Source organism: Streptomyces deserti, from assembly GCF_054782695.1.
In genome coordinates this window covers 287928-312058 of record NZ_BAAGRZ010000004.1, presented here as the reverse complement: position 1 = coordinate 312058, position 24131 = coordinate 287928, and the positions used below count along the sequence as shown (strand labels likewise).

The window sequence follows — 24131 nt, the reverse complement described above, 5'->3', positions numbered from 1 at the left end:
CCCCCCGGCGGCTTCTCCCGTGTGCCCCGCAGTACACCGGTTAAACGAGGCGCTTCGTTCGCGAACGACGTACACTGGTCGGTCCACCGCAGGCCGGTTCCTTATCTGGGAACCGGCCTGATCGTCCCTCAAGGAGGTACGTGGATGACCAGTACGGTCCCCGCTCTCGGAACCCGGACGGCCGAAGGCTCCGCCCTGCAGGCGGTGCTCCTCGACATGGACGGCACCCTCGTGGACACGGAGGGTTTCTGGTGGGACGTCGAGGTCGAGGTCTTCGCCTCCCTCGGCCACACGCTCGACGACTCCTGGCGCCATGTCGTGGTCGGCGGGCCCATGACGCGCAGTGCCGGGTTCCTCATCGAGGCGACCGGGGCCGACATCACCCTCGCCGAGCTGACGGTGCTGCTCAACGAGGGCTTCGAGGACCGCATCGCCCGCGCCCTGCCGCTGATGCCGGGGGCCGCCCGGCTGCTGGCCGAGCTGTACGAGTGCGAGATCCCCACGGCCCTGGTCTCCGCCTCGCACCGGCGCATCATCGACCGCGTGCTGACCTCGCTCGGAGCGCACCACTTCGCCCTGACGGTCGCCGGTGACGAGGTGCCGCGTACCAAGCCCCACCCCGACCCGTACCTGACGGCCGCCGCCGGGCTCGGCGTCGACCCGGCCCGCTGTGCCGTCATCGAGGACACCGCGACCGGCGTCGCCGCCGCGGAGGCCGCGGGCTGCCACGTCGTGGCCGTGCCCTCCGTGGCTCCCATCGCACCGGCCGCCCGGCGGACGGTCGTGACGTCGCTGGAAGAGATTGACCTGACATTTCTGCACGGTCTGATCGCCGCTCGATGACGGAAATGCGCTGGGTGTTCACACAGCGTGCAGTGCCCTTAGGGTGGTAATTCACAAGGCGTGTGTCCGAAGGAACAGGACACGTGTCCGAAGGAATTCGGGCCGTTGTGGATGGCCGAATTCCGGCACCTCGCGAGGCAGTCGCCGATGTGACGTTCGCCACGTCATGTGGAGTCGACAGGAGGCCCTCCGTGTGCTGTTCACCCCCTTTCGGGGGCGGTCGGCGTGCCCTTGTGTCCCGATTGGTGAGACGCTGCACGAATCCTTCCGCTGTCGGTTTTTCGGTGTGTCCACGCCCGGTTTCACTGCGTGATGGGGTCTCAACTCCGGTGGCGGCGAACCGCCGTGCAGGTGCGGACTAATCTCGTCGCGAGAACATCGAACCCCTGCTCCGTGATCCGCCGAGCCACCCATGCATGCCGGATACACGGAGTCGACAGCTCTGGAGAAACTCGAGCATGAACCGCAAGACTTTGGTGCTGCCGGCCGTGATCGGCCTGCTCGCGCCGGTCCTCGCCGCCTGCGGCGGAACCGACGGCGGGGGCAGCAGTGGCGACGCGATCGTCGTCGGCACCACGGACCGGTTCACCGCCTCGAAGGACGCCCCCGCGCCCCTCGACCCCGCGTACGCCTACGACGTCGGCACCTGGAACATCCTGCGCCAGACCGTGCAGACCCTGATGGTGCAGCCCCGCGGCGAGGGCGAGCCGGTGCCCGAGGCCGCCGAGAAGTGCGGCTTCACCGACGCCGGCAACGAGCGCTACGCCTGCACCCTGCGCGAAGGCCTGAAGTTCGCGGGCGGCGACCCGGTGACCGCGGCCGACGTGAAGTACTCCATCGACCGCGCCCGCTCGATCAAGGCCGACAGCGGCGTGTTCGCGCTGCTGTCCACCATCGACACCGTCGAGACCCAGGGCGACCGCGAGGTCATCTTCCACCTCAGGACGGCGGACGCCACGTTCCCGTTCAAGCTGTCGACCCCCGTCGCGGGCATCGTCGACCCGGACGACTACGCGAAGGACAAGCTCCGCGACGGCTTCGCCGTGGACGGCTCCGGCCCGTACACGTTCCACGCCGAGACCAAGGGCGACGAGCTGGTCAGGGCCGTGTTCACCAAGAACCCGAACTACAAGGGCGCGTTGGAGGTGAAGAACGACGAGGTCGAGATGGTCTCCTTCGACGACGCCGACACCATGGGCGACGCGCTGGAGAAGGGCGACATCGACCTGATGACCCGCACCATGTCGCCGGAGCAGATCCAGAAGCTCTCCAACGCCCGGGGCGGCGACATCGACCTCGTCGAGATGTCCGGCCTGGAGATCCGCTACCTCGCCTTCAACACCAACGCCCCCACCGTGAAGTCGAAGGCCGTCCGCCAGGCGATGGCACAGCTCGTCAACCGCAGCGAGCTCGTCTCCAAGGTCTACGGCTCCCAGGCGGAGCCGCTGTACTCCCTGGTGCCGGCCAGCATCACCGGCCACTCCAACTCGTTCTTCAACAAGTACGGCGACCCGAGCGTCTCCAAGGCCAAAGCTCTGCTGGCCAACGCCAACGTCACCACCCCGGTGAAGCTGACGCTGCACTACACCACCGACCACTACGGCCCGGCCACCAAGGAGGAGTTCGAGCTGCTGCGGAAACAGCTCAACGACAGCGGCCTGTTCGACGTCAGCATCGAGGGCACCCCGTGGTCGGAGTTCCGCCCGGCCGAGCAGAAGGGGGAGTACGACGTCTACGGCATGGGCTGGTTCCCGGACTTCCCGGACGCCGACAACTTCCTCGCCCCGTTCCTCGACAAGGACAACTTCCTCGGCTCGCCGTACGCCAACCGCGAGATCCGCAGCGTACTGATCCCGCAGTCCCGCCGCGAGGCCGACCGGCTGTCGGCCGCCGACAGCCTGACGGACATGCAGAACATCGTGGCCGACGACGTACCGGTGCTGCCGCTGTGGCAGGGCAAGCAGTACGTCGCCACCCGCGGTGACGTCACCGGCACCGCGTACGCCCTCAACTCCTCCTCGACCCTCCAGTTGTGGGAGCTCGGTCGCGGTGTGAGCGGCTGACCTACCACCTGCGCCCGGGGCCCTGGACCGTGGCTCCGGGTGCCGTGCCCGGAGCCTGGGACGGGCTCCGGCTTCTCCACAACCGACGACAAGGCACACACACGTGAACATGCGCAACCAGTGGCCGGTCCTGCCGATCGTGGCGGGGCTGGCCTCCGGCCTGCTGACCGGCTGCGGAACGGAGACCGGTGATTCCGGGGGGAACGGCTCCAATGTGGTGATGGGGATGTCCGACGACGTCCTGGCCACGGACCCCGCCTCCGGCTACGACCCCGGCTCCTGGCTGTTGTTCAACAACGTCTTCCAGTCGCTGCTCAGCTTCCCCAAGGGGGCCACGGAACCGCAGCCCGAGGCCGCCGAGAGCTGCGCCTTCACGGACGCGGAGACCAAGGTCTACAAGTGCACGCTGAAGGACGGGCTCAAGTTCAGCAACGGTGACCCGCTCACCTCCGAGGACGTCAAGTTCTCCTTCGACCGCATGCTGAAGATCAGCGACGCCGACGGTCCCGCGATCATGTTCCCCATGCTCGACAAGGTCGAGACGCCGGACGAGAAGACGGTCGTCTTCCAGCTCAACAAGCCCGACGCCACCTTCCCGAGCAAGATCGCCTCCGGTGCCGGCTCCATCGTGAACCACCGCCAGTACGACGCGGACGGGCTGCGCAAGGACGGCGAGGCCGTCGGCTCCGGCCCGTACAAACTCGACTCGTTCGGCGAGGACGAGGCCGTCTTCTCGGCCAACGAGAACTACAAGGGCACCGCCGAGGTGCAGAACTCCGGCGTGACGCTGAAGTTCTTCCACGGCGACCAGACGGCCCTGAAGCAGGCCCTCATGGACGGCGAGGTCGACATCGCCTACCGCGGCCTGACCGCGCACGACATCGCGGACATCGAGAAGGCCGACGACGGCTCCGGCGTGGAGGTCGTCGAGGGCAGCAGCGCCGAGGTCCAGCACCTGGTCTTCAACATGAACCACCCGGTCGCCGGAAAGCTCGGCGTCCGCAAGGCCATCGCCCACCTGATCGACCGCGAAGCCCTCATCAAGGACGTGTACCAGGGCACGGCCACCCCGCTGTACTCGATCATCCCGGCTGGTATCGCCGGCCACAACACGGCCTTCTTCGACACCTACGGCGCCCGCCCCTCCACGGCCAAGGCCGCCGCCGCCCTGCGCGCCGAGGGCATCGACGGCAAGGTGAAGCTGACCCTGTGGTCCACCCCGTCCCGCTACGGCCCGGCCACCGACGCGGCGTTGAAGGCCATCGCGGGCCAGCTCAACGCCAGCGGGCTGTTCGAGGCCGACGTGAAGTCCGTCGCCTTCGACCAGTACGAGAAGGACATCGCCGCCGGCAAGTACGGCGTGTACGTGAAGGGCTGGATCCCGGACTACCCGGACGCCGACAACTTCACGGCCCCCTTCTTCGGCAAGGGCAACGTGCTGGGCAACAACTACAGCAACAGCACGATCACCGGCACGCTCATACCGCGCACCGCCGCGCAGAGCGACCGCTCCGCCACCGACAAGGAGTACGGCGAACTGCAGGACATCGTCGCCGCCGAACTGCCCGTCCTGCCGGTCTGGCAGGCCAAGCAGTACGCGGTCGCCCGCGACGGCGTCTACGGGCTGGAGTACTGCCTGGACGCCTCGACCGTGTTCCGGTTCTGGGAGCTGAGCAAGGGCTGAGCCCGCCTACGCACGCGCAGGGCGCCCTCTTCCTCGGAAGGGGGCGCCCTCTCTTGCTCGTTGTGGGCCTCCTGGTGGTGGGCCTACTGGGCGCCGGGACGCACCAGCCCGCTCTCGTACGCGTACACCGCGGCCTGCACCCGGTCACGCAGACCCAACTTGGTCAGGACGTGCCCGACGTGCGTCTTGACGGTGGTCTCGCTGACGAACAGGTCGGCGGCGATCTCGGCGTTGGACAGCCCCCGCGCCACCAGCTTCAGCACCTCGACCTCGCGGTCGGTGAGCGTGTGCAGGGTGTCCGGGACCGGCTCGTCGCCCGAGGGCAGATGCGTGGCGTACTTGTCGAGCAGCCGGCGTGTGATGCTCGGCGCGAGCATCGCCTCACCGCCGGCCACCACGCGGATCGCCTGCACCAGCTCAGTGGCCGGGGCGTCCTTCAGCAGGAAGCCGCTGGCGCCCGCCTTCAGCGCCTCCACCACGTACTCGTCGAGGTCGAACGTGGTCAGCACGAGCACCTTCGCCGGGCCGTCCCGCCCGGGACCGGTGATCTGCCGGGTCGCCTCCACACCGTCCATCCGCGGCATGCGGATGTCCATCAGAACCACATCGGGCTGCAGGGCCCGCACCTGGTCGAGTGCCTGGAGGCCGTCTCCGGCCTCGCCGACGACCGCGATGTCCTGCTCCGCTTCCAGGATCATCCGGAAGCCCGTACGCAGCAGCGGCTGGTCGTCGACCAGTAGGACGCGGATGGCCACGTAAGTCTCCTTCGCTAGTCCGGCCCCATTCTGCCCTGCGCGGCACCGTCCGACTCGGCCGCCCTCACCGGCAGCGGATACGGCGGGGGAGTGCCGCCGAACTCCGGGCAGTGCACCTGGTGGTCGCACCAGCCGCACAGCTTGGTGGGACGGGGCCGCCAGTCGCCCGTCTCCGTCGCCAGCCGGATCGCGTCCCACAGCGCCAGCAACTTGCGCTCGACACGCTCCAGGTCGGCGAGGACGGGGTCGTACGTCAGCACGTCACCGCTGCCGAGGTAGACGAGCTGCAGCCGCCGCGGCACGACCTGTTTCAGCCGCCACACCACCAGGGCGTAGAACTTCATCTGGAACAGCGCGCCCTCGGCGTACTCGGGCCGGGGTGCCTTGCCCGTCTTGTAGTCGACGATCCGCACCTCGCCCGTGGGCGCCACGTCGACCCGGTCGATGATCCCGCGCAGCCGCAGCCCGGAATCCAGCTCGGCCTCGACGAACAACTCGCGCTCGGCCGGCTCCAGCCGGGAGGGGTCCTCCAGGGTGAACCAGCGCTCGACGAGCTGCTCCGCCTCGGCGAGCCAGCGCGCGAGCCGCTCGCCCTCCGGATCGTCGGCGAACAGCTCCACGACCTCCGGCCGCGTCTCGCGCAGCCGGTCCCACTGGGCGGGGATGAGGGACTTGGCCCGAGGCGCGGTGCGCTCGGCCGCCGGGGCGTCGAAGAGCCGCTCGAGCACCGCGTGCACCAAGGTGCCCCGCGTCGCCGCCTCGCTCGGCTTCTCGGGCAGCCGGTCGATGACCCGGAACCGGTACAGCAGCGGGCACTGCATGAAGTCACTGGCACGCGAGGGGGACAGCGAGGCAGGCGGTATGACGGCGGGCTCGGCCACGGTGGCCGTGACCAGGTGCTTGTCGGTGTCGGTGTCGGTGTCGGTGTCGGTGACCGTGACCGTATCCGTGTCCGTGTCCGTGACCACGGTCGCCGCCGTCCCGGCCGTCGCCGGCGGATCCGCCGCCGTGGCAGGGCTGCTGGGGGCCTCCATCGCGCCCTCGGTGCTCGTCTCCATGCCCCAGACCTTACGGCCCGCCACTGACAGTGACCCAGCCGCGGTCGTGACGCCCGCGACGCACGGTGACACTGGGGTGCCGGGGCGGAACGCGTCGCGACGGCCGCATACCATCGACTCGAGACCCTCCCGTCCGGCAGGCGCGGGAGACGCTTCTTCGAATCTTCGAACGAGGGGACACCGGTGGACGAGAGCGGCGGGCGCGGGCAGCCGCGGTCCGGCAACGACGAGTCGGCCGAGCGCCACGCAGGTCCAGCGGCCCCGGCCGCCGACCCCGCACGCCCCGACCCCGGCCCCACCGAGTCCGTCCCGACCGACGAACAGTCCACGGACGTACGGCGCTTCGGCACCGCACGGCCTCAGGCGAAGCCGACCGCGGAACGGGCCGGGGCTGAGGACCAGCCCGTCATACAGGGTTCGGGCGGCCCCGACCCGGCGGAGGAGCAGGGGGAGCTGCAGCGTCGTCGGGGTGAGTCTGCCGACCGCCGTGCGGCTCAGGGCACCGGTGAGTCTGTGGATGGTGGTGCGGCTCCAAGCGTGGGTGAGTCTGCTGGCAGCGGTGCGGCTCAGGCCGCGGACGCGCCTGCCGACAGCCATGCTGCCGCCCAGCACACGGCCAAGTCCCACGACGCTGCGGCCCAGGGCCCGGCCAGTTCCGACGACCCTGCGGCCCAGGACCCGGCCAAGTCCGCCGACGGCGGCCAAGTGCCCGAGTCGGCGTCAGACGCAGCAGCCGCCCACCGGACAACTGCCGACCGGCAGCCCGAGCCGCGGGAGCCGCAGCCCGAGACCCGCCCGGGCGCCGCCCCGGCACCCGGCACCGGCGAGCCCGTCGGCTCGGACAGCACACCCGGTGTCGGTGACGCCGCCCGTCCGTCGGGTGTTTCGGCGCCCAGGGGCGGTGAGGCCGCCCGTCCGTCCGGGCCCTCGGCACCCGGTTCCGGCGACGCCGCACGCCCGTCCTGGCCATCAGCACAGGGCGCTGGCGATGCCGCCCGTCCGTCCGGGGTTTCCGCACCCGGGGTCGGCGACGCCGCGCGCCCGTCCGGGACGGCTCCCGCTCCCGGCACCGGTGACGCCCTCCGACCATCCGAGGCCTCCGCACCCGGCACCGACGTGACCCCTCGCCCGCCCGAGGCCTCCGCTTTCCCCGGCACGAGCGAAACCCCGCACCCGCCCACGCCCCCCGCAACACCCACCAGCACCCCCCATGACCGCACGCCGGCCCACTCCGGCACCCCCCAGGGCCCTGCCCCGCGACCGCCCGAGCCCCGGGGTGGGCTGCTGATGGGGCGGCCGTTCGGGGTGCCCGTGTACGTCGCGCCGAGCTGGTTCCTCGTCGCCGTTCTGATCACCTGGGTGTTCGGCGGCCAGCTCGACCGCGTGCTGCCCGAGCTCGGCGCCGTCCGCTACCTGGTCTCCCTCTTCTTCGCGGTCGCCTTCTACGCCTCCGTACTCGTCCACGAGCTGGCCCACACCGTCGCCGCCCTCCGCTTCAAGCTTCCGGTCCGGCGCATCCGGCTCCAGTTCTTCGGCGGTGTCTCCGAGATCGAGAAGGAGGCCGAGACCCCGGGCCGCGAGTTCGTGCTCGCCTTCGTCGGCCCGCTGCTGTCGCTCGCCCTCGCGGGCCTCTTCTACCTCGCCCTGCAGACCGTCGAACCGGGCACCGTCCCGGGCGTCCTGCTGGCCGGCCTGATGATCTCCAACCTCATTGTGGCCGTCTTCAACCTCCTGCCCGGCCTGCCCCTCGACGGCGGCCGCATGCTCCGCGCGGTCGTCTGGAAGATCACCGGAAAGCCGATGAGCGGCACCATCGCCGCCGCCTGGGTCGGCCGCGCCCTCGCCGTCTCCGTCCTCCTCGGCCTGCCGATGCTCACCCAGTCCGGAGCCCTCGGCTCCGACGCCGTGGACAACGTCGGCATGGACACGGTCATGGACGCCCTGCTCGCCGCCATCCTCGCCGCGATCATCTGGACCGGCGCGGGCAACAGCCTGCGCATGGCCCGCCTGCGCGAGCACCTCCCGGAGCTGCGCGCCCGCACCCTCACTCGCCGCGCGGTCCCCGTCGAGACCGACACCCCGCTGTCGGAGGCCCTGCGCCGCGCCAACGCCGCCGGCGCCCGCGCGCTCGTCGTCGTCGACGCCGATGGCAGTCCCCTGTCGATCGTCCGCGAGGCCGCCATCGTCGGTGTACCCGAGCACCGCCGCCCCTGGGTCGCGGTCAGCGGCCTCGCCCAGGAGCTCACCGACGGCATGCGCGTCTCGGCGGAGCTGGCGGGCGAGGAGCTCCTGGACGCCCTGCGGGCGACCCCGGCGACCGAGTACCTGGTGGTGGAGGAGACCGGCGAGATCTACGGCGTCCTGTCCGCCGCCGACGTCGAGCGCGCCTTCGTCAAGGCCATGGCCCGCCCCAGCTGAGCACCGCTCTCCTGCAGCGGTGGTCATCGGCCCCCGCGGCTGCCGGTAGGCTGGTCACATGTCCGAACCGACCGGTGCCGCCCGCAGGCGCGGGCCCTTCAAGGTCGGGGACCAGGTACAGCTGACCGACCCCAAGGGCCGCCACTACACGTTCACGCTCGAGGCCGGGAAGAACTTCCACACCCACAAGGGTTCCTTCCCGCACGACGAACTGATCGGCGCTCCCGAGGGCAGCGTTGTCCGCACCACCGGGAACGTCGCCTACCTCGCGCTGCGCCCCCTGCTCCCCGACTACGTCCTGTCCATGCCCCGCGGGGCAGCCGTCGTGTACCCGAAGGACGCGGGGCAGATCCTCGCCTTCGCCGACATCTTCCCCGGCGCCCGCGTCGTGGAGGCCGGCGTCGGCTCCGGCTCGCTCAGCAGCTTCCTGCTGCGCGCCATCGGCGACCAGGGCATGCTGCACTCCTACGAGCGCCGAGCCGACTTCGCGGAGATCGCGCAGCAGAACGTGGAGCGCTACTTCGGCGGCCCGCACCCCGCCTGGCAGCTCACCGTCGGTGACCTCCAGGACAACCTGTCCGACACCGACGTAGACCGCGTCATCCTCGACATGCTCGCCCCCTGGGAGTGCCTGGAGGCCGTCTCCAAGGCCCTCGTGCCCGGCGGCATCCTGTGCTGCTACGTCGCGACCACCACCCAGCTCGCCCGGACCGTCGAGTCCATCCGCGAGATCGGCTGCTTCAACGAGCCGACCGCCTGGGAGACGATGATCCGCAACTGGCACATCGAGGGCCTGGCCGTCCGCCCGGACCACCGGATGATCGGCCACACCGGCTTCCTGCTCACCGCCCGTCGTCTCGCCGACGGCGTCGAGCCGCCCATGCGCCGCCGCCGGCCCGCCAAGGGCGCCTACGGCGAGGACTACGAGGGCCCGAACGCCACCGGAGGCGCCGGCCGCTGAGCCGGCCCGGTGCCGCGTACAACGTGCAGGCGCCGTGGCCGAGTTCCCGAGACCCGTGGGAACTCGGCCACGGCGCCTTTGCGTTGGCACGACGGCCTGCGTTGACAAGACGGCCTGTGCGTTGACACGGCGCCAGAATCCGTAATCCGCACGAGATTCCCCAAACCCCCGCGGGTTCCCGTGCGGGGGGAAGTTCACACCCCCGCCGTTCCCCCGCACCTGTGACGTGTGGCACGATGCTGGCCACCCCCCACCACCGGCACAGCCCTCACAGGAGACCCTCCTAGTGCAGCCTTCCGCCGTCCCGGAGCTCGCCCACACTCACACCCGCCCGATCCACTGGCTCGCCACCGCCACGGCCGTCGCCGCGGTCGTGGCCCTGTCCTCGGTGCTCCAGCCCGGCCCCGCAACGGCTGCCCAGGCGGTCGGCCCGCAGACCAGGAGTGCCCCGGCGAACCTCACGCCCCCGGACCCGGCGGATGTCGAGTTCCCGATCGAGTGCGGCCCGGTCAAGGCCGTGGTGAAGAAGAAGGCCTCCGGGGACCTGGACGGCGACGGCAGGCCCGAGACGGTCGCGGTGGTCCACTGCGACGCCCCCATGGGCACCCCGCCGGACGGCGTGTACGTCCTCACGCGCGCCGCCGACAGCGACAAGCCACGCGTGGTGGCCACCCTGGTCGACCCCAAGGACAGCACCACCGTCGGTGACTTCGCCGTGCGCGACGGCGCCGTCACCGCCACGCTCCTCGGCTACTCGTCGGCCGACGTGCCCCGTTGCTGCCCCGACGTGACGAGCGACGTGAAGTGGCGTTGGAAGAACGGCGCGTTCGTCCGCTCGACCCCGGCCGGAGCCCGCAGCGTGTGAGACACGTGCGTCCGGCGTGTGAGGAATCAGACAGTTGTGACAGGGCGTACCGAAACGGTCACCCGGCGTCGGGTCCGTACACCTCGACCCTGTCCGAAACGCGACGCACGTGGATGCACTCGCCCGGACACTCCTTCGCGGAGTCGATCACATCCGTGACAAGCGGCAACGGCACCGGCGTTGCCGCCCCCTTGTCCTGCAGCAACTCGTCGTCCGGGCTCTTCACATAGGCCAGACCGTCGATGTCCAGCTCGAACACCTCGGGCGCGTACTGGGCGCAGATGCCGTCGCCGGTACACAGGTCCTGGTCGATCCAGACCTCCAGTGCGTCGCCGCCGACCCCGGCCTCCTGCTGCACGCTCATCTCTCCTGCCGTTTCCTGCGCCGAGCCGAACGGGAATCCGGCCAGCTCTGACGGGTGTTGAACGCTTCGACCCTACCTCCGACTGGGTTCCAATCATGTGCGGTGGGTATTCCCCTGGCGTGAGGGAGAGCGCAAGGGTGAAGATCGGACACACCCCGACCGTCTTTGTGATCTAGGGGTTTCAATCGACACCCGCCCAGGTAGGGTCTGGAAGCGTCCAGCTCCCCTTGGAGGAGGTGAGGACCGTGGCAGCCCACGACGACGACATGAACCGCGGCATCCGCCCGGGACGCGGGTCCGACGACCCGGCCGGGCAGATCGCCTACCTTGAGCAGGAGATCGCCGTCCTGCGACGCAAGCTCGCCGACTCTCCGCGACACACGAGGATTCTCGAAGAGCGGATCGTCGAGCTGCAGACCAACCTGGCCGGCGTGTCCGCCCAGAACGAACGACTCGCGAACACGCTCCGTGAGGCCCGTGACCAGATCGTGGCCCTCAAGGAGGAGGTCGACCGGCTCGCCCAGCCGCCGGCCGGCTTCGGGGTCTTCCTGCAGGCGAACGAGGACGGCACCGCCGACATCTTCACCGGGGGCCGCAAGCTCCGGGTGAACGTCAGCCCCAGCGTCGAGCTCGACGAGCTGCGGCGCGGCCAGGAAGTGATGCTGAACGAAGCGCTCAACGTGGTCGAGGCCATGGAGTACGAGCGCGTCGGCGACATCGTCACCCTCAAGGAGATCCTCGAGGACGGCGAGCGCGCCCTGGTGCTCGGGCACACCGACGAGGAGCGGGTGGTACGGCTCGCCGAGCCACTGCTGGACGTCACCATCCGCCCCGGCGACGCCCTGCTGCTCGAACCCCGCTCCGGATACGTCTACGAGGTCGTGCCGAAGAGCGAGGTCGAGGAACTCGTCCTCGAAGAGGTCCCTGACATCGGCTACGAGCAGATCGGCGGCCTCGGCAACCAGATCGAGGCCATCCGCGACGCGGTCGAGCTGCCGTACCTCTACCCCGACCTGTTCAAGGAGCACGAACTGCGGCCGCCCAAGGGCGTCCTGCTGTACGGGCCCCCTGGATGCGGCAAGACCCTGATCGCCAAGGCGGTGGCCAACTCGCTGGCCAAGAAGGTCGCCGAGGTGACCGGCCAGGCCGCCGGCAAGAGCTTCTTCCTCAACATCAAGGGCCCCGAGCTGCTGAACAAGTACGTCGGTGAGACCGAGCGGCAGATCCGCCTGGTCTTCCAGCGGGCCCGTGAGAAGGCCAGCGAGGGCACGCCCGTCATCGTCTTCTTCGACGAGATGGAGTCCCTCTTCCGCACCCGTGGCTCCGGTGTCAGCTCGGACGTGGAGAACACCATCGTCCCGCAGCTGCTCGCCGAGATCGACGGCGTGGAGGGCCTGCAGAACGTGGTCGTGATCGGCGCCTCGAACCGCGAGGACATGATCGACCCCGCCATCCTGCGGCCCGGCCGGCTCGACGTGAAGATCAAGATCGAGCGTCCGGACGCCGAGGCGGCCAAGGACATCTTCGGCAAGTACCTCACCGAGCGCCTCCCGCTGCACGCCGAGGACCTCGCGGAACACGGCGGCGACAAGGGCGCCTGCGTCCAGGCCATGATCCAGACGGCCGTGGAACAGATGTACGCCGAATCCGAGGAGAACCGCTTCCTGGAGGTCACCTACGCCAACGGCGACAAGGAAGTCCTCTACTTCAAGGACTTCAACTCCGGCGCCATGATCGAGAACATCGTGGGCCGCGCCAAGAAGATGGCGATCAAGGACTTCCTTGAGAAGAACCAGAAGGGCCTCCGCGTCTCCCACCTGCTCCAGGCCTGCGTAGACGAGTTCAAGGAGAACGAGGACCTGCCCAACACCACCAACCCGGACGACTGGGCTCGCATCTCCGGCAAGAAGGGCGAAAGGATCGTGTACATCCGTACGCTCATCACCGGAAAGCAGGGTGCGGACACCGGACGCTCCATCGACACGGTGGCGAACACCGGTCAGTACCTGTAAAAGGCAGGGCGGCTGCGGGTGCCCTCAGCGGGTACCCGCAGCCGACTGTTTTTCGGGGCCACGGCTGGAGCACAGCAATGACGCAAATGATCTCCCCACCAGCGCAAAGGCGTTCTAGGCTCTTCCGTACCGCCGAGTCGCGCAGTGCGGGGACGGGCACCGCACACGCAACCGAGCGCCAGCGGTATCTGAGCGGCGTCCACGACCGAGGGCGCCGCCGGGCAAGGAGGGCCGCATGACCGTACGGCGAGTAATGGGCATCGAGACGGAGTACGGCATCTCCGTCCCCGGCCACCCCAACGCCAATGCCATGCTCACCTCGTCCCAGATCGTCAACGCCTACGCGGCGGCGATGCACCGGGCCCGCCGGGCCCGCTGGGACTTCGAGGAGGAGAATCCGCTGCGCGACGCGCGAGGCTTCGACCTCGCCCGCGAGGCCGCCGACGCCAGCCAGCTCACCGACGAGGACATCGGCCTGGCCAACGTGATCCTCACCAATGGAGCACGGCTCTACGTCGACCACGCCCACCCCGAGTACAGCGCCCCGGAGGTCACCAACCCCAGGGACGCCGTCCTGTGGGACAAGGCCGGCGAGCGGATCATGGCCGAGGCGGCGGAGCGCGCCGCCCAGCTGCCCGGTGCCCAGCCGATCCACCTGTACAAGAACAACACCGACAACAAGGGCGCGTCCTACGGCACGCACGAGAACTACCTGATGAAGCGGGAGACCCCCTTCTCGGACATCGTGCGCCACCTGACGCCGTTCTTCGTCTCCCGTCAGGTCTTCGCCGGAGCGGGCCGCGTCGGCATCGGCCAGGACGGGCACGAGCACGGCTTCCAGCTCAGCCAGCGCGCCGACTACTTCGAGGTCGAGGTCGGCCTCGAGACCACCTTGAAGCGCCCGATCATCAACACCCGGGACGAGCCGCACGCGGACGCCGAGAAGTACCGGCGCCTGCACGTGATCATCGGCGACGCGAACCTGTCGGAGATCTCGACGTACCTGAAGCTGGGCACGACCGCCCTGGTCCTGTCGATGATCGAGGACGGCTTCATCGCCGTCGACCTGGCCGTCGACCAGCCCGTCCGCACCCTCCACCAGGTCTCGCACGACCCCTCGCTGAAGCGTCTGGTCACCCTCCGTAGTGGCCGCACGCTCACCGCGGTCCAGCTCCAGATGGAGTACTACGAGCTGGCGCGCAAGTACGTGGAGGAGCGGTTCGGGGCGGACGCCGACGAGCAGACCAAGGACATCCTGTCCCGCTGGGAGGACACCCTCACCCGCCTGGAGAACGACCCGATGAGCCTGGCCGGCGAGCTGGACTGGGTCGCCAAGCGGGAGCTCATGGAGGGCTACCGGCGCCGCGACGACCTCGACTGGGATGCGGCGCGGCTGCACCTGGTCGACCTCCAGTACGCCGACGTACGCCCCGAGAAGGGCCTGTACAACCGTCTGGTGGCCCGCGGGCGCATGAAGCGCCTCCTGGACGAGGCCGACATCGAGCGGGCCCGTACGAAGCCGCCGGAGGACACGCGGGCGTACTTCCGCGGCCGCTGCCTGGAGCAGTACGCGGACGACGTCGCGGCCGCCTCCTGGGACTCGGTGATCTTCGACCTGCCGGGCCGGGATTCCCTGCAGCGCGTCCCAACCCTGGAACCGCTTCGCGGAACGCGTAATCACGTCAAGGAGCTCCTGGACCGCTGCCGCACGGCGGAAGACCTGGTCAGGGTGCTGTCGGGCGGCTGAGTGGGTACTCGGGCTTCAGTCCGCCGGGCAGGGTGGAAAGCCCCGGGCCCGGGAATCATCGAGGTGGCCCCCGTACGTTGGAGAAACTGCGGGGCCATTGTCAGACCCGGCTTGTAGGGTCTGATCTTGACCGAGCAACTGTGTCGGGCGAACCGAGCGGGGTGAGGGTGATGGCGACCAAGGACACCGGCGGCGGACAGCAGAAGGCCACCCGGTCCACCGAGGAGGTCGAGGAGCAGGCGCCGGAGGCGCAGGCTTCGGAGGACCTCAAGGAGCGGCACGAGAAGCTGTCGGACGACGTGGACTCCGTCCTGGACGAGATCGACGACGTCTTGGAAGAGAATGCCGAGGATTTCGTGAGGTCGTTCGTTCAGAAGGGCGGGCAGTAGGCTCTTACGCCTTCGTTTCGAAGGTGAAGGGCTGGGGGTTCAGGTTGCCGGAAGAGACGGAGGTGCGGCGCTGCTCGCGGTGCAAGCAAAGCCTGCCGCGGGCGGCGTTCGCCCGGAACAAGTCCATGCCGGACGGCCTTCAGGCGTACTGCAAGGAGTGCGCTGCCGAGTACTACCGGCAGCGCCAGGAGGCCAAGGGCAAGGTGGTCCGGCAAAGGACGCCAGCCCCGCAGGGGTATAAGCGATGTCCGCAGTGCGGAGAGGTGAAGCCCACGCTGAGTGGGAGCGCAACAAGTCGTCGTCGGACGGTTGGTCGAGCTACTGCCGTACGTGCCGGGCGGAGCGGAACCGGATCAGCTACTTCAAACGCAAGTACGGCCTGACGCCAGCGGAGCTGGACACCTTGATCGCGGAGCAGCAAGGCATCTGTTGCATATGCCTTGCCGCCCCGGCAGAGCATGTGGATCACTGCCATGAGACGGGTAGGGTCCGTGGCGTACTGTGCTTCAGCTGCAATGCCGCACTGGGGCAGTTCAAGGATCGGCCCGATGCCATAAGGCGGGCTGCCGCATACGTGGAAGGAATCGCGTGGAAGCCAACACTCGTAGCACCGGGCGTCTACCAGCTGCCTTCCTGACGCCAGGGTCTTCCTCCTTCATGGACTTCCTGTCCGAGCACCAGCCCGAACTGCTTCCGGGCAAGCGCTCGTTGCCGCCCGTCCAGGGGGCCATCGAGGCTCCGCACGGCACGACCATCGTCGCCGTCACGTTCCCCGGCGGTGTCGTGCTCGCCGGTGACCGGCGGGCCACCATGGGCAATGTCATCGCACAGCGGGACATCGAGAAGGTCTTCCCGGCCGATGAGTACTCGGCGGTGGGCATCGCCGGTACGGCGGGTCTGGCCGTGGAGATGGTGAAGCTGTTCCAGCTGGAGCTGGAGCACTTCGAGAAGGTCGAGGGCGCGCAGCTGTCGCTGGAGGGCAAGGCGAACCGCCTGTCGGCCATGATCCGTTCCAACCTGGGCATGGCGATGCAGGGCCTGGCCGTGGTGCCGCTGTTCGCCGGGTACGACGTGGACCGCGGCAAGGGTCGGATCTTCTCGTACGACGTGACGGGCGGTCGCTCGGAGGAGAAGGGGTACGCCGCCACCGGCTCCGGCTCGATCTTCGCGCGCGGCGCGATGAAGAAGCTCTTCCGTGAAGACCTGAGTGAGTCCGAGGCCACGACACTCGTGGTCCAGGCCTTGTACGACGCGGCCGACGACGACTCGGCGACCGGTGGTCCCGATGTCGCACGCCGGATCTACCCGATCGTCACCGTGATCACCGAGGACGGCTTCCGCCGGCTCACCGAGGACGAGGCGTCCGAGATCGCCCGGTCCGTCCTGGAGCGGCGTCTGGAGCAGCCCGACGGTCCGCGGGCCGCGCTGCTGTAGACGGCGGGCGCTCTTGTGTTGTCAGGTGATCCAGTGACTTCCACAGAAAGGGACGGATAACCGGTGTCGACGCCGTTCTATGTCTCACCCCAGCAGGCCATGGCCGACCGGGCGGAGTACGCCCGCAAGGGCATCGCCCGTGGTCGCAGCCTGGTCGTGCTGCAGTACGCCGACGGCATCGTGTTCGTCGGTGAGAACCCGTCCCGTGCGCTGCACAAGTTCAGCGAGATCTATGACCGGATCGGTTTCGCGGCCGCCGGCAAGTACAACGAGTACGAGAACCTGCGGATCGGTGGCGTGCGGTACGCCGATCTGCGGGGTTACACCTACGACCGGGACGATGTGACCGCCCGGGGCCTGGCCAACGTCTACGCCCAGACGCTGGGCACGATCTTCTCCAGCGCGGCCGAGAAGCCGTACGAGGTGGAGCTGGTCGTCGCCGAGGTCGGCGAGACGCCCGAGGGCGACCAGATCTACCGGCTGCCGCACGACGGGTCCATCGTGGACGAGCACGGCTCGGTGGCGGTGGGTGGCAACGCGGAGCAGATCAGCAGCTACCTGGATCAGCGGCACCGGGACGGTATGTCGCTGGCGGAGGCGTTGAAGCTGGCGGTGCAGGCGTTGTCCCGGGATACCAACGGCAGTGAGCGGGAGATCCCCGCAGAGCGGCTGGAGGTCGCGGTACTGGACCGTACGCGTCCGCAGAAGCGCAAGTTCAGGCGCATCACCGGTCGGCAGCTGTCGCGGTTGCTGGAGGCGGGCGGCGCGGAGACCGCGTCGGAGGCCGAGGACCAGGGAGACGGCGAGTAGTCCGACCAGCGGTTTTTTGGTCGCCCCGCGCGCCCCGATCGGTTGTCGGTCGGGGCGCGGTGGTGTGTTGTGGTGCGGTGGTGCCGATGGTGCAAGGGGGATGCCTGCGGCGGCCTGTGCGGCTTCGGTGGGGGCTGGTGCAGCGCCTACGCGGACTGCGGCGGTCGATCCGCTTAGCTGCGGGCAGTCGTGCCTCCCCCAAGCTCTGGTAGCGCCGGGCTGCGCACCTACCCCGCGTCAGCGCCGTCAGACCGTGTCTCCTGGCGCGGCGGCGCCGTGGAACCCCGTACGACCAGTTCGACCGGGATGTCGCCCCGCTCCGGTGTGCGCCCGTCCAGGACGGCCAGCAGTGCCTGCATGCCTCGTTCGCCGAACAGTTCCGCGTCCAGGCGTACCGTCGTCAGCTCGGGGTCGATGGCGGTGGCCAGGGCCAGGTCGTCCAGGCCGGTGATCGAGATGTCGTCGGGGATGCTCAGGCCCAGGCGGCGGGCCGCCTTGTACGCGCCTGCCGCGAGTTTGTCGTCGTCGCAGACGACGGCCGTGGGGCGGGGGGCGAGGGCCGTGAGGGCCGCTTCCGTGGCCGTCACGGCGCCTTCGATGGAGATGGGCGCCTTGGCCGTGTGCACCGACGTGTCCGGGACCTCGCCCAGACGGTCGGCCAGCTCACGTGCCCGCACCTCGAACGTCCACGACGGCACGTCCGCCGCCACGTGGAGGAAGCGGCGGTGGCCCAGGGCCAGGAGGTGCTCGGCGACCTGGCGTACGCCGTCGGCGATGTCCAGGTTGACCGTCGCCGCGCCCATGCTGCCCTCGGGATCGCTGTCCAGCATCACCAGTGGCAGCTGGTCGCCGCGGATCGCGGTGAGCGCGTCGGCGGCCATGGAGGAGGCGATCACGCCGTCCAGGGCGGCCTGGGCGGAGGCGAAGGGGTCCCTGGCCGGGCCGATGCCCTCGGGGGAGGGGTACAGGACCACGCCGAAGCCGTGTTCGGCGGCCACCCGGGCGGCGCCCGTGTAGACGCCCGCGAAGAATTCCGTCGTGAGGGCCGGGACGACCAGGAGGACGGTGCGCGTGCGGCCGAGGCGCAGGTTGCGGGCCGCCAGGTTCGGGCGGTAGCCCAGGTCGCGCGCGGCTTCGCGGACGCGTTGCGCCGTGGTCTCCGACACGCGGCCGCGCCACTTGTCGCCGAGCACCAGGGAGACCGCGGCCTGGGAGACGCCGGCGGCCTGGGCGACGTCCCGGCTCGTGGGGCGGGTGCTGCCTCGTGCCACCGTCGGCGTGCTCCTTCGTATGGACTCGTGAACAGCGGCCATGGTACGTATGGGAAGTCTAGTTATACGTAAAACCTGTGTGCGTCGGCCGACGCCGCGGGTGATGGGGAGGGCGGGACATGGCCACGGGATACCTGGAGATCTTCCGGGCGCGGTACGCCGCCCGGCTGCTCGTGGGCACGCTGGTGGGCCGGTTGCCCAACGCGACGGCGGCCATCGCGATCGTGCTGTTCGTGCGTGCGCAGGGCGGGACCTACAGCCTCGCGGGGGCCCTGGCGGCCGTGTACGGCGTCGCCAACGCCGTGGGGCAGCCCGTCCTGGGGCGGCTCGTGGATCTGCACGGGCAGCCGCGCGTCCAGCTGCCGGCGGCGGTCGTCTCCGGACTGGCGATGGCCGTCTTCGCCTTCAGCGGGCTCGATCCGGCCCCGCTCGCCTACGCCGCCGTGGCCGCCGCCGGGCTGTTCACACCGCCGCTGGAGGGCGGGCTGCGCGCCCTGTGGCCCTCCGTACTGCGACGGGAGGAGCAGGTGCACACGGCGTACGCCATGGACGCCGTGGCCCAGGAGGTGATGTTCACCGTCGGGCCGTTGCTCGTGACGCTGTGTGTGGCGTTGTGGTCGGCGCAGGCCGCCCTGCTCGTCCTGAACGTGGTGGGGATCCTCGGGGCGCTCTCCGTGGTCGTCTCGCCGCCCTCGCGCGCGTGGCGGTCGGCGCCGCGCGAGGCGCACTGGCTGGGCGCCCTGCGGTCGTCGGGGCTGCTGGCGCTGCTGGGCGCGTTCCTCTTCATCGGGATGGCGCTCGGGTCCATCACCGTCGCCGCGGTGCCGTACGCGGACGAGCACGGCGGCGACGCGGTGTACGGCTGGCTGATGGCCGCCCTGGGGCTCGGCGCGCTCATCGGCGGCACCGTCTACGGGGCCCGGCAGTGGGCCGGTGAGCCCGCGCGGCGACTGCAGGGGCTGGTTGCCCTTCTGGCGGTGTGTTATCTGCCGCTGATGCTGATGCCGGGCGCGGTGGCCATGGTGGCGCTGACCGTGCTCGCCGGGGTCTTCCTCGCGCCGTCCATCGGCTGTGCGTTCGTGCTGGTCGACCGGCATGCGCCGCGTGGCACGGTCACCGAGGCGTTCTCCTGGCTCGTCACGACCTTCACCGTGGGTCACTCCGTCGGAACGGGCCTCGCGGGGCCGGTCGTCCAGGCGGGTGGGGCCCTGTGGGGCTTCGCCGTACCGGCTGCCGCGGGAGGCGTGTCCCTGCTGGTTCTGCTGGCCACGGGACGGGTACTCGCAGCTCCCGCGCGGGGAGCGGTGGTTGCGGTCGGTTCGGAAAATGATCCAAACCGTGCCGTCGAACCCCGTTTCAGTTCAGGGGATCGGGCGTAATGTTCACTCATGGACCGCCGCATTTTCGGGCTGGAGAACGAGTACGGCGTCACGTGCACGTTCAGGGGACAGCGCCGCCTGTCGCCTGACGAGGTGGCGCGGTACCTCTTCCGCCGTGTCGTGTCATGGGGCCGCAGCAGCAATGTCTTTCTGCGAAACGGCGCCCGCCTCTATCTCGACGTGGGGTCACATCCGGAATACGCCACACCCGAATGTGACAACGTGATCGAACTGGTCACCCACGACAAGGCCGGCGAGCGCATTCTGGAAGGACTCCTGGTAGACGCGGAACGACGCCTGCACGAGGAGGGAATCGCGGGCGACGTCTACCTCTTCAAGAACAACACCGACTCGGCGGGCAACTCCTACGGGTGTCACGAGAACTATCTCGTCGCCCGGCACGGGGAGTTCTCGCGGCTCGCGGACATTCTCATTCCGTTCCTGGTGACGAGGCAGCTGCTGTGCGGTGCCGGCAAGGTGCTGCAGACGCCGCGCGGTGCCGTGTACTGCGTCAGCCAGCGGGCCGAGCACATCTGGGAGGGCGTCTCCTCGGCGACGACCCGCTCCCGGCCGATCATCAACACGCGTGACGAACCCCACGCGGACGCCGAGCGCTACCGCCGCCTGCACGTCATCGTTGGCGACTCGAACATGTCCGAGACGACCATGCTGCTCAAGGTCGGCGCCACCGACCTGGTGCTGCGCATGATCGAGGCGGGCACGGTGATGCGCGACCTCACCCTGGAGAACCCCATCCGGGCGATCCGCGAGGTCAGCCACGACATCACCGGCCGCCGCAAGGTGCGCCTGGCCAGCGGCCGCGAGGCCTCCGCCCTGGAGGTACAGCGCGAGTACTACGAGAAGGCCCTGGACTTCTGCGAGCGCCGCGGCATTCGCACCGGCACGGTGGAGCAGGTGCTGGAGCTGTGGGGCCGCACGCTGGACGCGATCGAGGCCGAGGACCTGGACCGCATCGACACCGAGATCGACTGGGTCATGAAGTACAAGCTCATCGAGCGGTACCGCACCAAGCACAACATGACCATGTCGCACCCGCGGGTCGCCCAGATAGACCTCGCCTACCACGACATCCACCGCCGTCGTGGCCTGTACTACCTCCTCGAGAAGAAGGGGCAAGCAGCCCGGATCTGCAACGACTTGAAGATCTTCGAGGGCAAGTCCGTTCCGCCGCAGACCACTCGGGCCCGGCTGCGCGGCGACTTCATCCGGCGGGCCCAGGAACAGCGCCGGGACTTCACCGTCGACTGGGTCCACCTCAAGCTGAACGACCAGGCCCAGCGGACGGTCCTGTGCAAGGACCCGTTCCGTTCCGTGGACGACCGGGTGGAGAAACTGATCGCGGGTATGTGAGCGACGCGTTCCGCGTCAGCGGCCGGAACGCAACACGGGCGCCGTACGTTTCCAGTGCGGCGCTCTTCTCACGCCGTAGAGTTGCGCGCACGCCATCAACAAGATCGACCGATTACGAGGCCCCCACCGTGCGCCGACGCTCACTTCTGATTGCCGTACCCGCTGGATTCGCCACGCTCGCCGCGTGCGGCGACGACAAGGCCGACTCGAGCAAGCCCAGCGACAGCGCGTCGCCCTCGGCGCAGGCCACGTCCGCCGCGCCGCCGCCGAAGATCGTCGACGGCCCGCTGCCCGCGATCACCGCGGGCACGAAGTTCGACGAGAAGCCGACGGTCGCCAAGGGCAGCGGCGAGCCGTCGAAGCAGCTCGCGGTCAAGACGGTCATCGCGGGCGGCGGCAAGACGGTGGCCGAGAACGACTTCGTCGTCGCGCACTACCTCGGCCAGATCTGGGACTCCGCGAAGGTCTTCGACAACTCCTACGACCGCAAGTCCCGGCTGGTCATCCAGCTCGCCCAGGGCAGCATCATCGACGGCTGGCGCTACGCCCTGACCGGCAAGAAGACCGGCAGCCGCGTCGAGATGGCCGTCCCGCCCACCTGGGGCTACGGCACGCAGGGCAACCAGCAGGCGGGCATCAAGGGCACCGACACGCTGGTGTTCGTGGTCGACGTGAAGGACACGTTCAACGCCAAGAGCTCCGCCAAGGGCACCGAGGTCGCCCAGGACAACATCGACCTGCCCAAGGTCGGCACCAACACAGGCGGCGAAGCCCCCTCGATCGAGGTCCCCAAGACCGACGCGCCGAAGAAGCTCGTGGCGAACTACGTCATCGAGGGCGACGGCGAGGAGGTCGCCGCCGCCGACAGCGTCCTCGTGCAGTACAAGGGCGTGCTGTGGGAGGGCGGCAAGGAGTTCGACTCGTCGTACGCCAACAAGCAGCTGGTGTCGTTCGGGCTCCAGCAGGTGATCAAGGGCTGGGCCCAGGGTCTGACCGGCAAGAAGGTCGGCAGCCGGGTCCTCATCGTCGTCCCGCCGGACCTCGGCTACGGCGACAACCCGCCGCAGGGCAGCCCGATCAAGAAGGACTCGACGCTGGTCTTCTCGGTCGACATCCTGGCGAAGATGTGATCCCCGGGGATGTAAAACTGTGCGTGTTCGCCTTTCCGCAGACAAGCAGGAGCTAGAGACGTGAGCATCGACAAGCCCGAGATCGACTTCCCGGGCGGCGAGCCCCCGGCGGATCTCGAGATCAAGGACATCTGGGAAGGCGACGGCCCGGTCGCGCAGGCGGGTCAGACCGTCACCGTCCACTACGTGGGTGTCGCCTTCAGCACGGGCGAGGAGTTCGACGCCAGCTGGAACCGGGGCACCCCCTTCCGCTTCCCGCTGGGTGGGGGCCGGGTCATCAAGGGCTGGGACCTGGGCGTGCAGGGCATGAAGGTCGGTGGCCGCCGCCAGCTGACCATCCCCGCCCACCTCGCCTACGGCAACCAGAGCCCGACCCCGGCGATCAAGCCGGGCGAGACCCTGATCTTCGTGGTCGACCTGCTCGGCGTCTGATCGACTGATCGACGCGGAGAAAACGTTCCGATCCTCGTACGGCCTTCGTACGGGATCCGACCGGACCCGACCACCTGGGGCCCATGCCTGTCCGGGCATGGGCCCTCGGCTTTGCCGCGCCACCGCAGGGCGGTACGGTCATCGTTCGTAAGCACCATAGGGAGGCGAAGGGCGTCGATGGCCATTGCCAAGGCCGAGCGGCTGATGAACCTGGCGCTGTGTCTGCTCGGGACGCGCAGGCCACTCAGCAAGCGTGAGCTGCGCGAATCCATCGAGGCCTACCTGGAAGCCGGGTCCGACGACTCCTTCAACCGGATGTTCGAGCGGGACAAGGACGACCTGCGCGAGCTCGGCCTGGTCATCGAGACCGTCGAGAGCCTCGACGGCGAGGTCGGCTACATGGCCCGCCGCGACAGCAACCGTCTCCCGCCCATCACCCTCGACGCCGAGGAGGCCGCCGCACTCGGGCTCGCCGCCAAGGTGTGGCAGCAGGCCCGGCTCGCGGGCGCGGCCAGCGGCGCCCTGCAGAAACTGCGCGCGGCCGGGCTGCCCGAGGACGTCGACCCCTACGAGGCCCACAGCGCCCTGGAGCCCCGTATCCCCGTGCACGAGGCGGCCTTCGAGCCGCTGATGCTGGCCTGCCGTGACCGCCGACCGGTCGTGTTCGAGTACCGCAAGGCCACCGCCGCCCATCCCGAGACCCGGCACGTCGAGCCGTGGGCGCTGGAGTGCTGGCGCGGCCACTGGTATCTGGCGGGCTGGGACCGCGACCGGGGCGCCGAGCGGGTCTTCCGGCTGTCCCGGATCACGGGGAAGGTGCGCTCGCGCGGCGGCCGGTTCACCGCTCCCGTGCCCGATGTCGTCACCGTCCGGGAGACCGTCGCGCGCTGGGCCGGGGAGGTCGCCGACCGCTCCGCGCGGATCCGGCTGCGCTCGGGCGCGGGCTACCCCCTTCGGGCGAAGGCCACCTTGGTGCGGGAACTCGGCGACGGCTGGGACGAGTTGGAGATTCCGTACGGGCACGGCCTGGACGCCTGGCTGGTGGAGTTCGGGCCGGACGTGGTGGTCCTGGAGCCGGCCGAGCTGCGGGCCGATGTGGTGGACCGGCTGCGTGCCGTCGCCAAGGGCTGAGGGGGAGCGGAGCA

Annotated in this window: 21 protein-coding genes; 17 read left to right on the top strand and 4 right to left on the bottom strand. The window is 69.5% G+C overall.

The features are described from left to right. Positions 1-144: 144 nt before the first annotated feature. The 3 genes from ACYVMZ_RS11655 (at position 145) to ACYVMZ_RS11645 (ending at position 4590) form a co-directional block, all read left to right on the top strand. Positions 145-843 (top strand): HAD family hydrolase, encoded by a 699-nt coding sequence (locus tag ACYVMZ_RS11655; protein ID WP_461078367.1) that lies wholly within the window; start codon positions 145-147, stop codon positions 841-843. 458 nt (positions 844-1301) lie between these two features. After that, on the top strand, positions 1302-2906 hold the full coding sequence (locus ACYVMZ_RS11650) for an ABC transporter substrate-binding protein (RefSeq protein WP_461078365.1): 1605 nt from the start codon (positions 1302-1304) through the stop codon (positions 2904-2906). A gap of 103 nt (positions 2907-3009) precedes the next feature. Then, positions 3010-4590, top strand: coding sequence for an ABC transporter substrate-binding protein (locus ACYVMZ_RS11645; protein WP_461078363.1), 1581 nt, complete (start codon positions 3010-3012; stop codon positions 4588-4590). A gap of 83 nt (positions 4591-4673) precedes the next feature. On the opposite strand, the gene ACYVMZ_RS11640 is transcribed toward ACYVMZ_RS11645, so the two are convergent. Together ACYVMZ_RS11640 and ACYVMZ_RS11635 are read right to left on the bottom strand one after the other, a co-directional pair. Next, the gene (locus tag ACYVMZ_RS11640; protein WP_461078361.1) at positions 4674-5345 is read right to left on the bottom strand and encodes a response regulator; all 672 of its coding nucleotides are present in this window, start codon (positions 5343-5345) and stop codon (positions 4674-4676) included. A 14-nt stretch (positions 5346-5359) separates the two neighbouring features. Beyond that, positions 5360-6403, bottom strand: a complete 1044-nt coding sequence (locus ACYVMZ_RS11635) for a RecB family exonuclease (protein WP_461078359.1) — start codon at positions 6401-6403, stop codon at positions 5360-5362. A 705-nt stretch (positions 6404-7108) separates the two neighbouring features. Here ACYVMZ_RS11635 and ACYVMZ_RS11630 point away from each other — a divergent pair. The 3 genes from ACYVMZ_RS11630 to ACYVMZ_RS11620 all read left to right on the top strand — a co-directional run bounded on the left by ACYVMZ_RS11630 (position 7109) and on the right by ACYVMZ_RS11620 (position 10647). Continuing rightward, a complete protein-coding gene (locus ACYVMZ_RS11630) occupies positions 7109-8821 on the top strand; it encodes a site-2 protease family protein (protein WP_461078544.1) in 1713 nt (570 codons plus the stop codon). Positions 8822-8879: 58 nt separating this feature from the next. After that, on the top strand, positions 8880-9782 hold the full coding sequence (locus tag ACYVMZ_RS11625; RefSeq protein ID WP_461078357.1) for a tRNA (adenine-N1)-methyltransferase: 903 nt from the start codon (positions 8880-8882) through the stop codon (positions 9780-9782). A gap of 286 nt (positions 9783-10068) precedes the next feature. Beyond that, the gene (locus ACYVMZ_RS11620) at positions 10069-10647 is read left to right on the top strand and encodes a hypothetical protein (RefSeq protein WP_461078355.1); all 579 of its coding nucleotides are present in this window, start codon (positions 10069-10071) and stop codon (positions 10645-10647) included. Positions 10648-10705: 58 nt separating this feature from the next. Here the strand turns inward: ACYVMZ_RS11620 and ACYVMZ_RS11615 are convergent, their stop codons facing one another. Beyond that, positions 10706-11011: a ferredoxin gene (locus tag ACYVMZ_RS11615; protein WP_461078353.1), complete on the bottom strand. Its 306-nt coding sequence runs from the start codon at positions 11009-11011 to the stop codon at positions 10706-10708. Between the two features lie 245 nt (positions 11012-11256). On the opposite strand from ACYVMZ_RS11615, the gene arc reads away from it, so the two are divergent. The 6 genes from arc (at position 11257) to prcA (ending at position 17403) form a co-directional block, all read left to right on the top strand. After that, positions 11257-13023, top strand: coding sequence for a proteasome ATPase (gene arc, locus ACYVMZ_RS11610; RefSeq protein ID WP_461078350.1), 1767 nt, complete (start codon positions 11257-11259; stop codon positions 13021-13023). Positions 13024-13258: 235 nt separating this feature from the next. After that, positions 13259-14770: a depupylase/deamidase Dop gene (gene dop, locus ACYVMZ_RS11605; RefSeq protein WP_461078348.1), complete on the top strand. Its 1512-nt coding sequence runs from the start codon at positions 13259-13261 to the stop codon at positions 14768-14770. Between the two features lie 170 nt (positions 14771-14940). After that, positions 14941-15159, top strand: coding sequence for a ubiquitin-like protein Pup (locus tag ACYVMZ_RS11600; protein WP_071265979.1), 219 nt, complete (start codon positions 14941-14943; stop codon positions 15157-15159). Between the two features lie 244 nt (positions 15160-15403). Further along, positions 15404-15796, top strand: coding sequence for an endonuclease VII domain-containing protein (locus tag ACYVMZ_RS11595; RefSeq protein ID WP_461078345.1), 393 nt, complete (start codon positions 15404-15406; stop codon positions 15794-15796). Further along, positions 15748-16593, top strand: a complete 846-nt coding sequence (gene prcB, locus ACYVMZ_RS11590) for a proteasome subunit beta (protein ID WP_461078343.1) — start codon at positions 15748-15750, stop codon at positions 16591-16593. Before ACYVMZ_RS11595 ends, prcB begins: the two co-directional genes overlap by 49 nt. A 63-nt stretch (positions 16594-16656) precedes the next feature. Next, positions 16657-17403 (top strand): proteasome subunit alpha, encoded by a 747-nt coding sequence (gene prcA, locus ACYVMZ_RS11585; protein WP_461078341.1) that lies wholly within the window; start codon positions 16657-16659, stop codon positions 17401-17403. 227 nt (positions 17404-17630) lie between these two features. Here prcA and ACYVMZ_RS11580 read toward each other — a convergent pair whose 3' ends face one another. Beyond that, positions 17631-18674 (bottom strand): LacI family DNA-binding transcriptional regulator, encoded by a 1044-nt coding sequence (locus ACYVMZ_RS11580; RefSeq protein ID WP_461078339.1) that lies wholly within the window; start codon positions 18672-18674, stop codon positions 17631-17633. Between the two features lie 119 nt (positions 18675-18793). Here ACYVMZ_RS11580 and ACYVMZ_RS11575 point away from each other — a divergent pair, with 119 nt between their 5' ends. From ACYVMZ_RS11575 to ACYVMZ_RS11555, 5 genes are all read left to right on the top strand, one after another. Next, a complete protein-coding gene (locus ACYVMZ_RS11575) occupies positions 18794-20053 on the top strand; it encodes an MFS transporter (protein WP_461078337.1) in 1260 nt (419 codons plus the stop codon). 9 nt (positions 20054-20062) lie between these two features. Next, positions 20063-21424, top strand: coding sequence for a Pup--protein ligase (pafA, locus tag ACYVMZ_RS11570; RefSeq protein ID WP_461078335.1), 1362 nt, complete (start codon positions 20063-20065; stop codon positions 21422-21424). A 128-nt stretch (positions 21425-21552) separates the two neighbouring features. After that, entirely contained in the window at positions 21553-22554 is a 1002-nt protein-coding gene (locus ACYVMZ_RS11565; RefSeq protein WP_461078333.1) for an FKBP-type peptidyl-prolyl cis-trans isomerase, read from the top strand. 60 nt (positions 22555-22614) lie between these two features. Then, positions 22615-22986, top strand: a complete 372-nt coding sequence (locus ACYVMZ_RS11560; RefSeq protein WP_055709516.1) for an FKBP-type peptidyl-prolyl cis-trans isomerase — start codon at positions 22615-22617, stop codon at positions 22984-22986. A gap of 177 nt (positions 22987-23163) precedes the next feature. Then, positions 23164-24117 (top strand): helix-turn-helix transcriptional regulator, encoded by a 954-nt coding sequence (locus tag ACYVMZ_RS11555; protein WP_461078331.1) that lies wholly within the window; start codon positions 23164-23166, stop codon positions 24115-24117. Positions 24118-24131 lie beyond the last annotated feature (14 nt).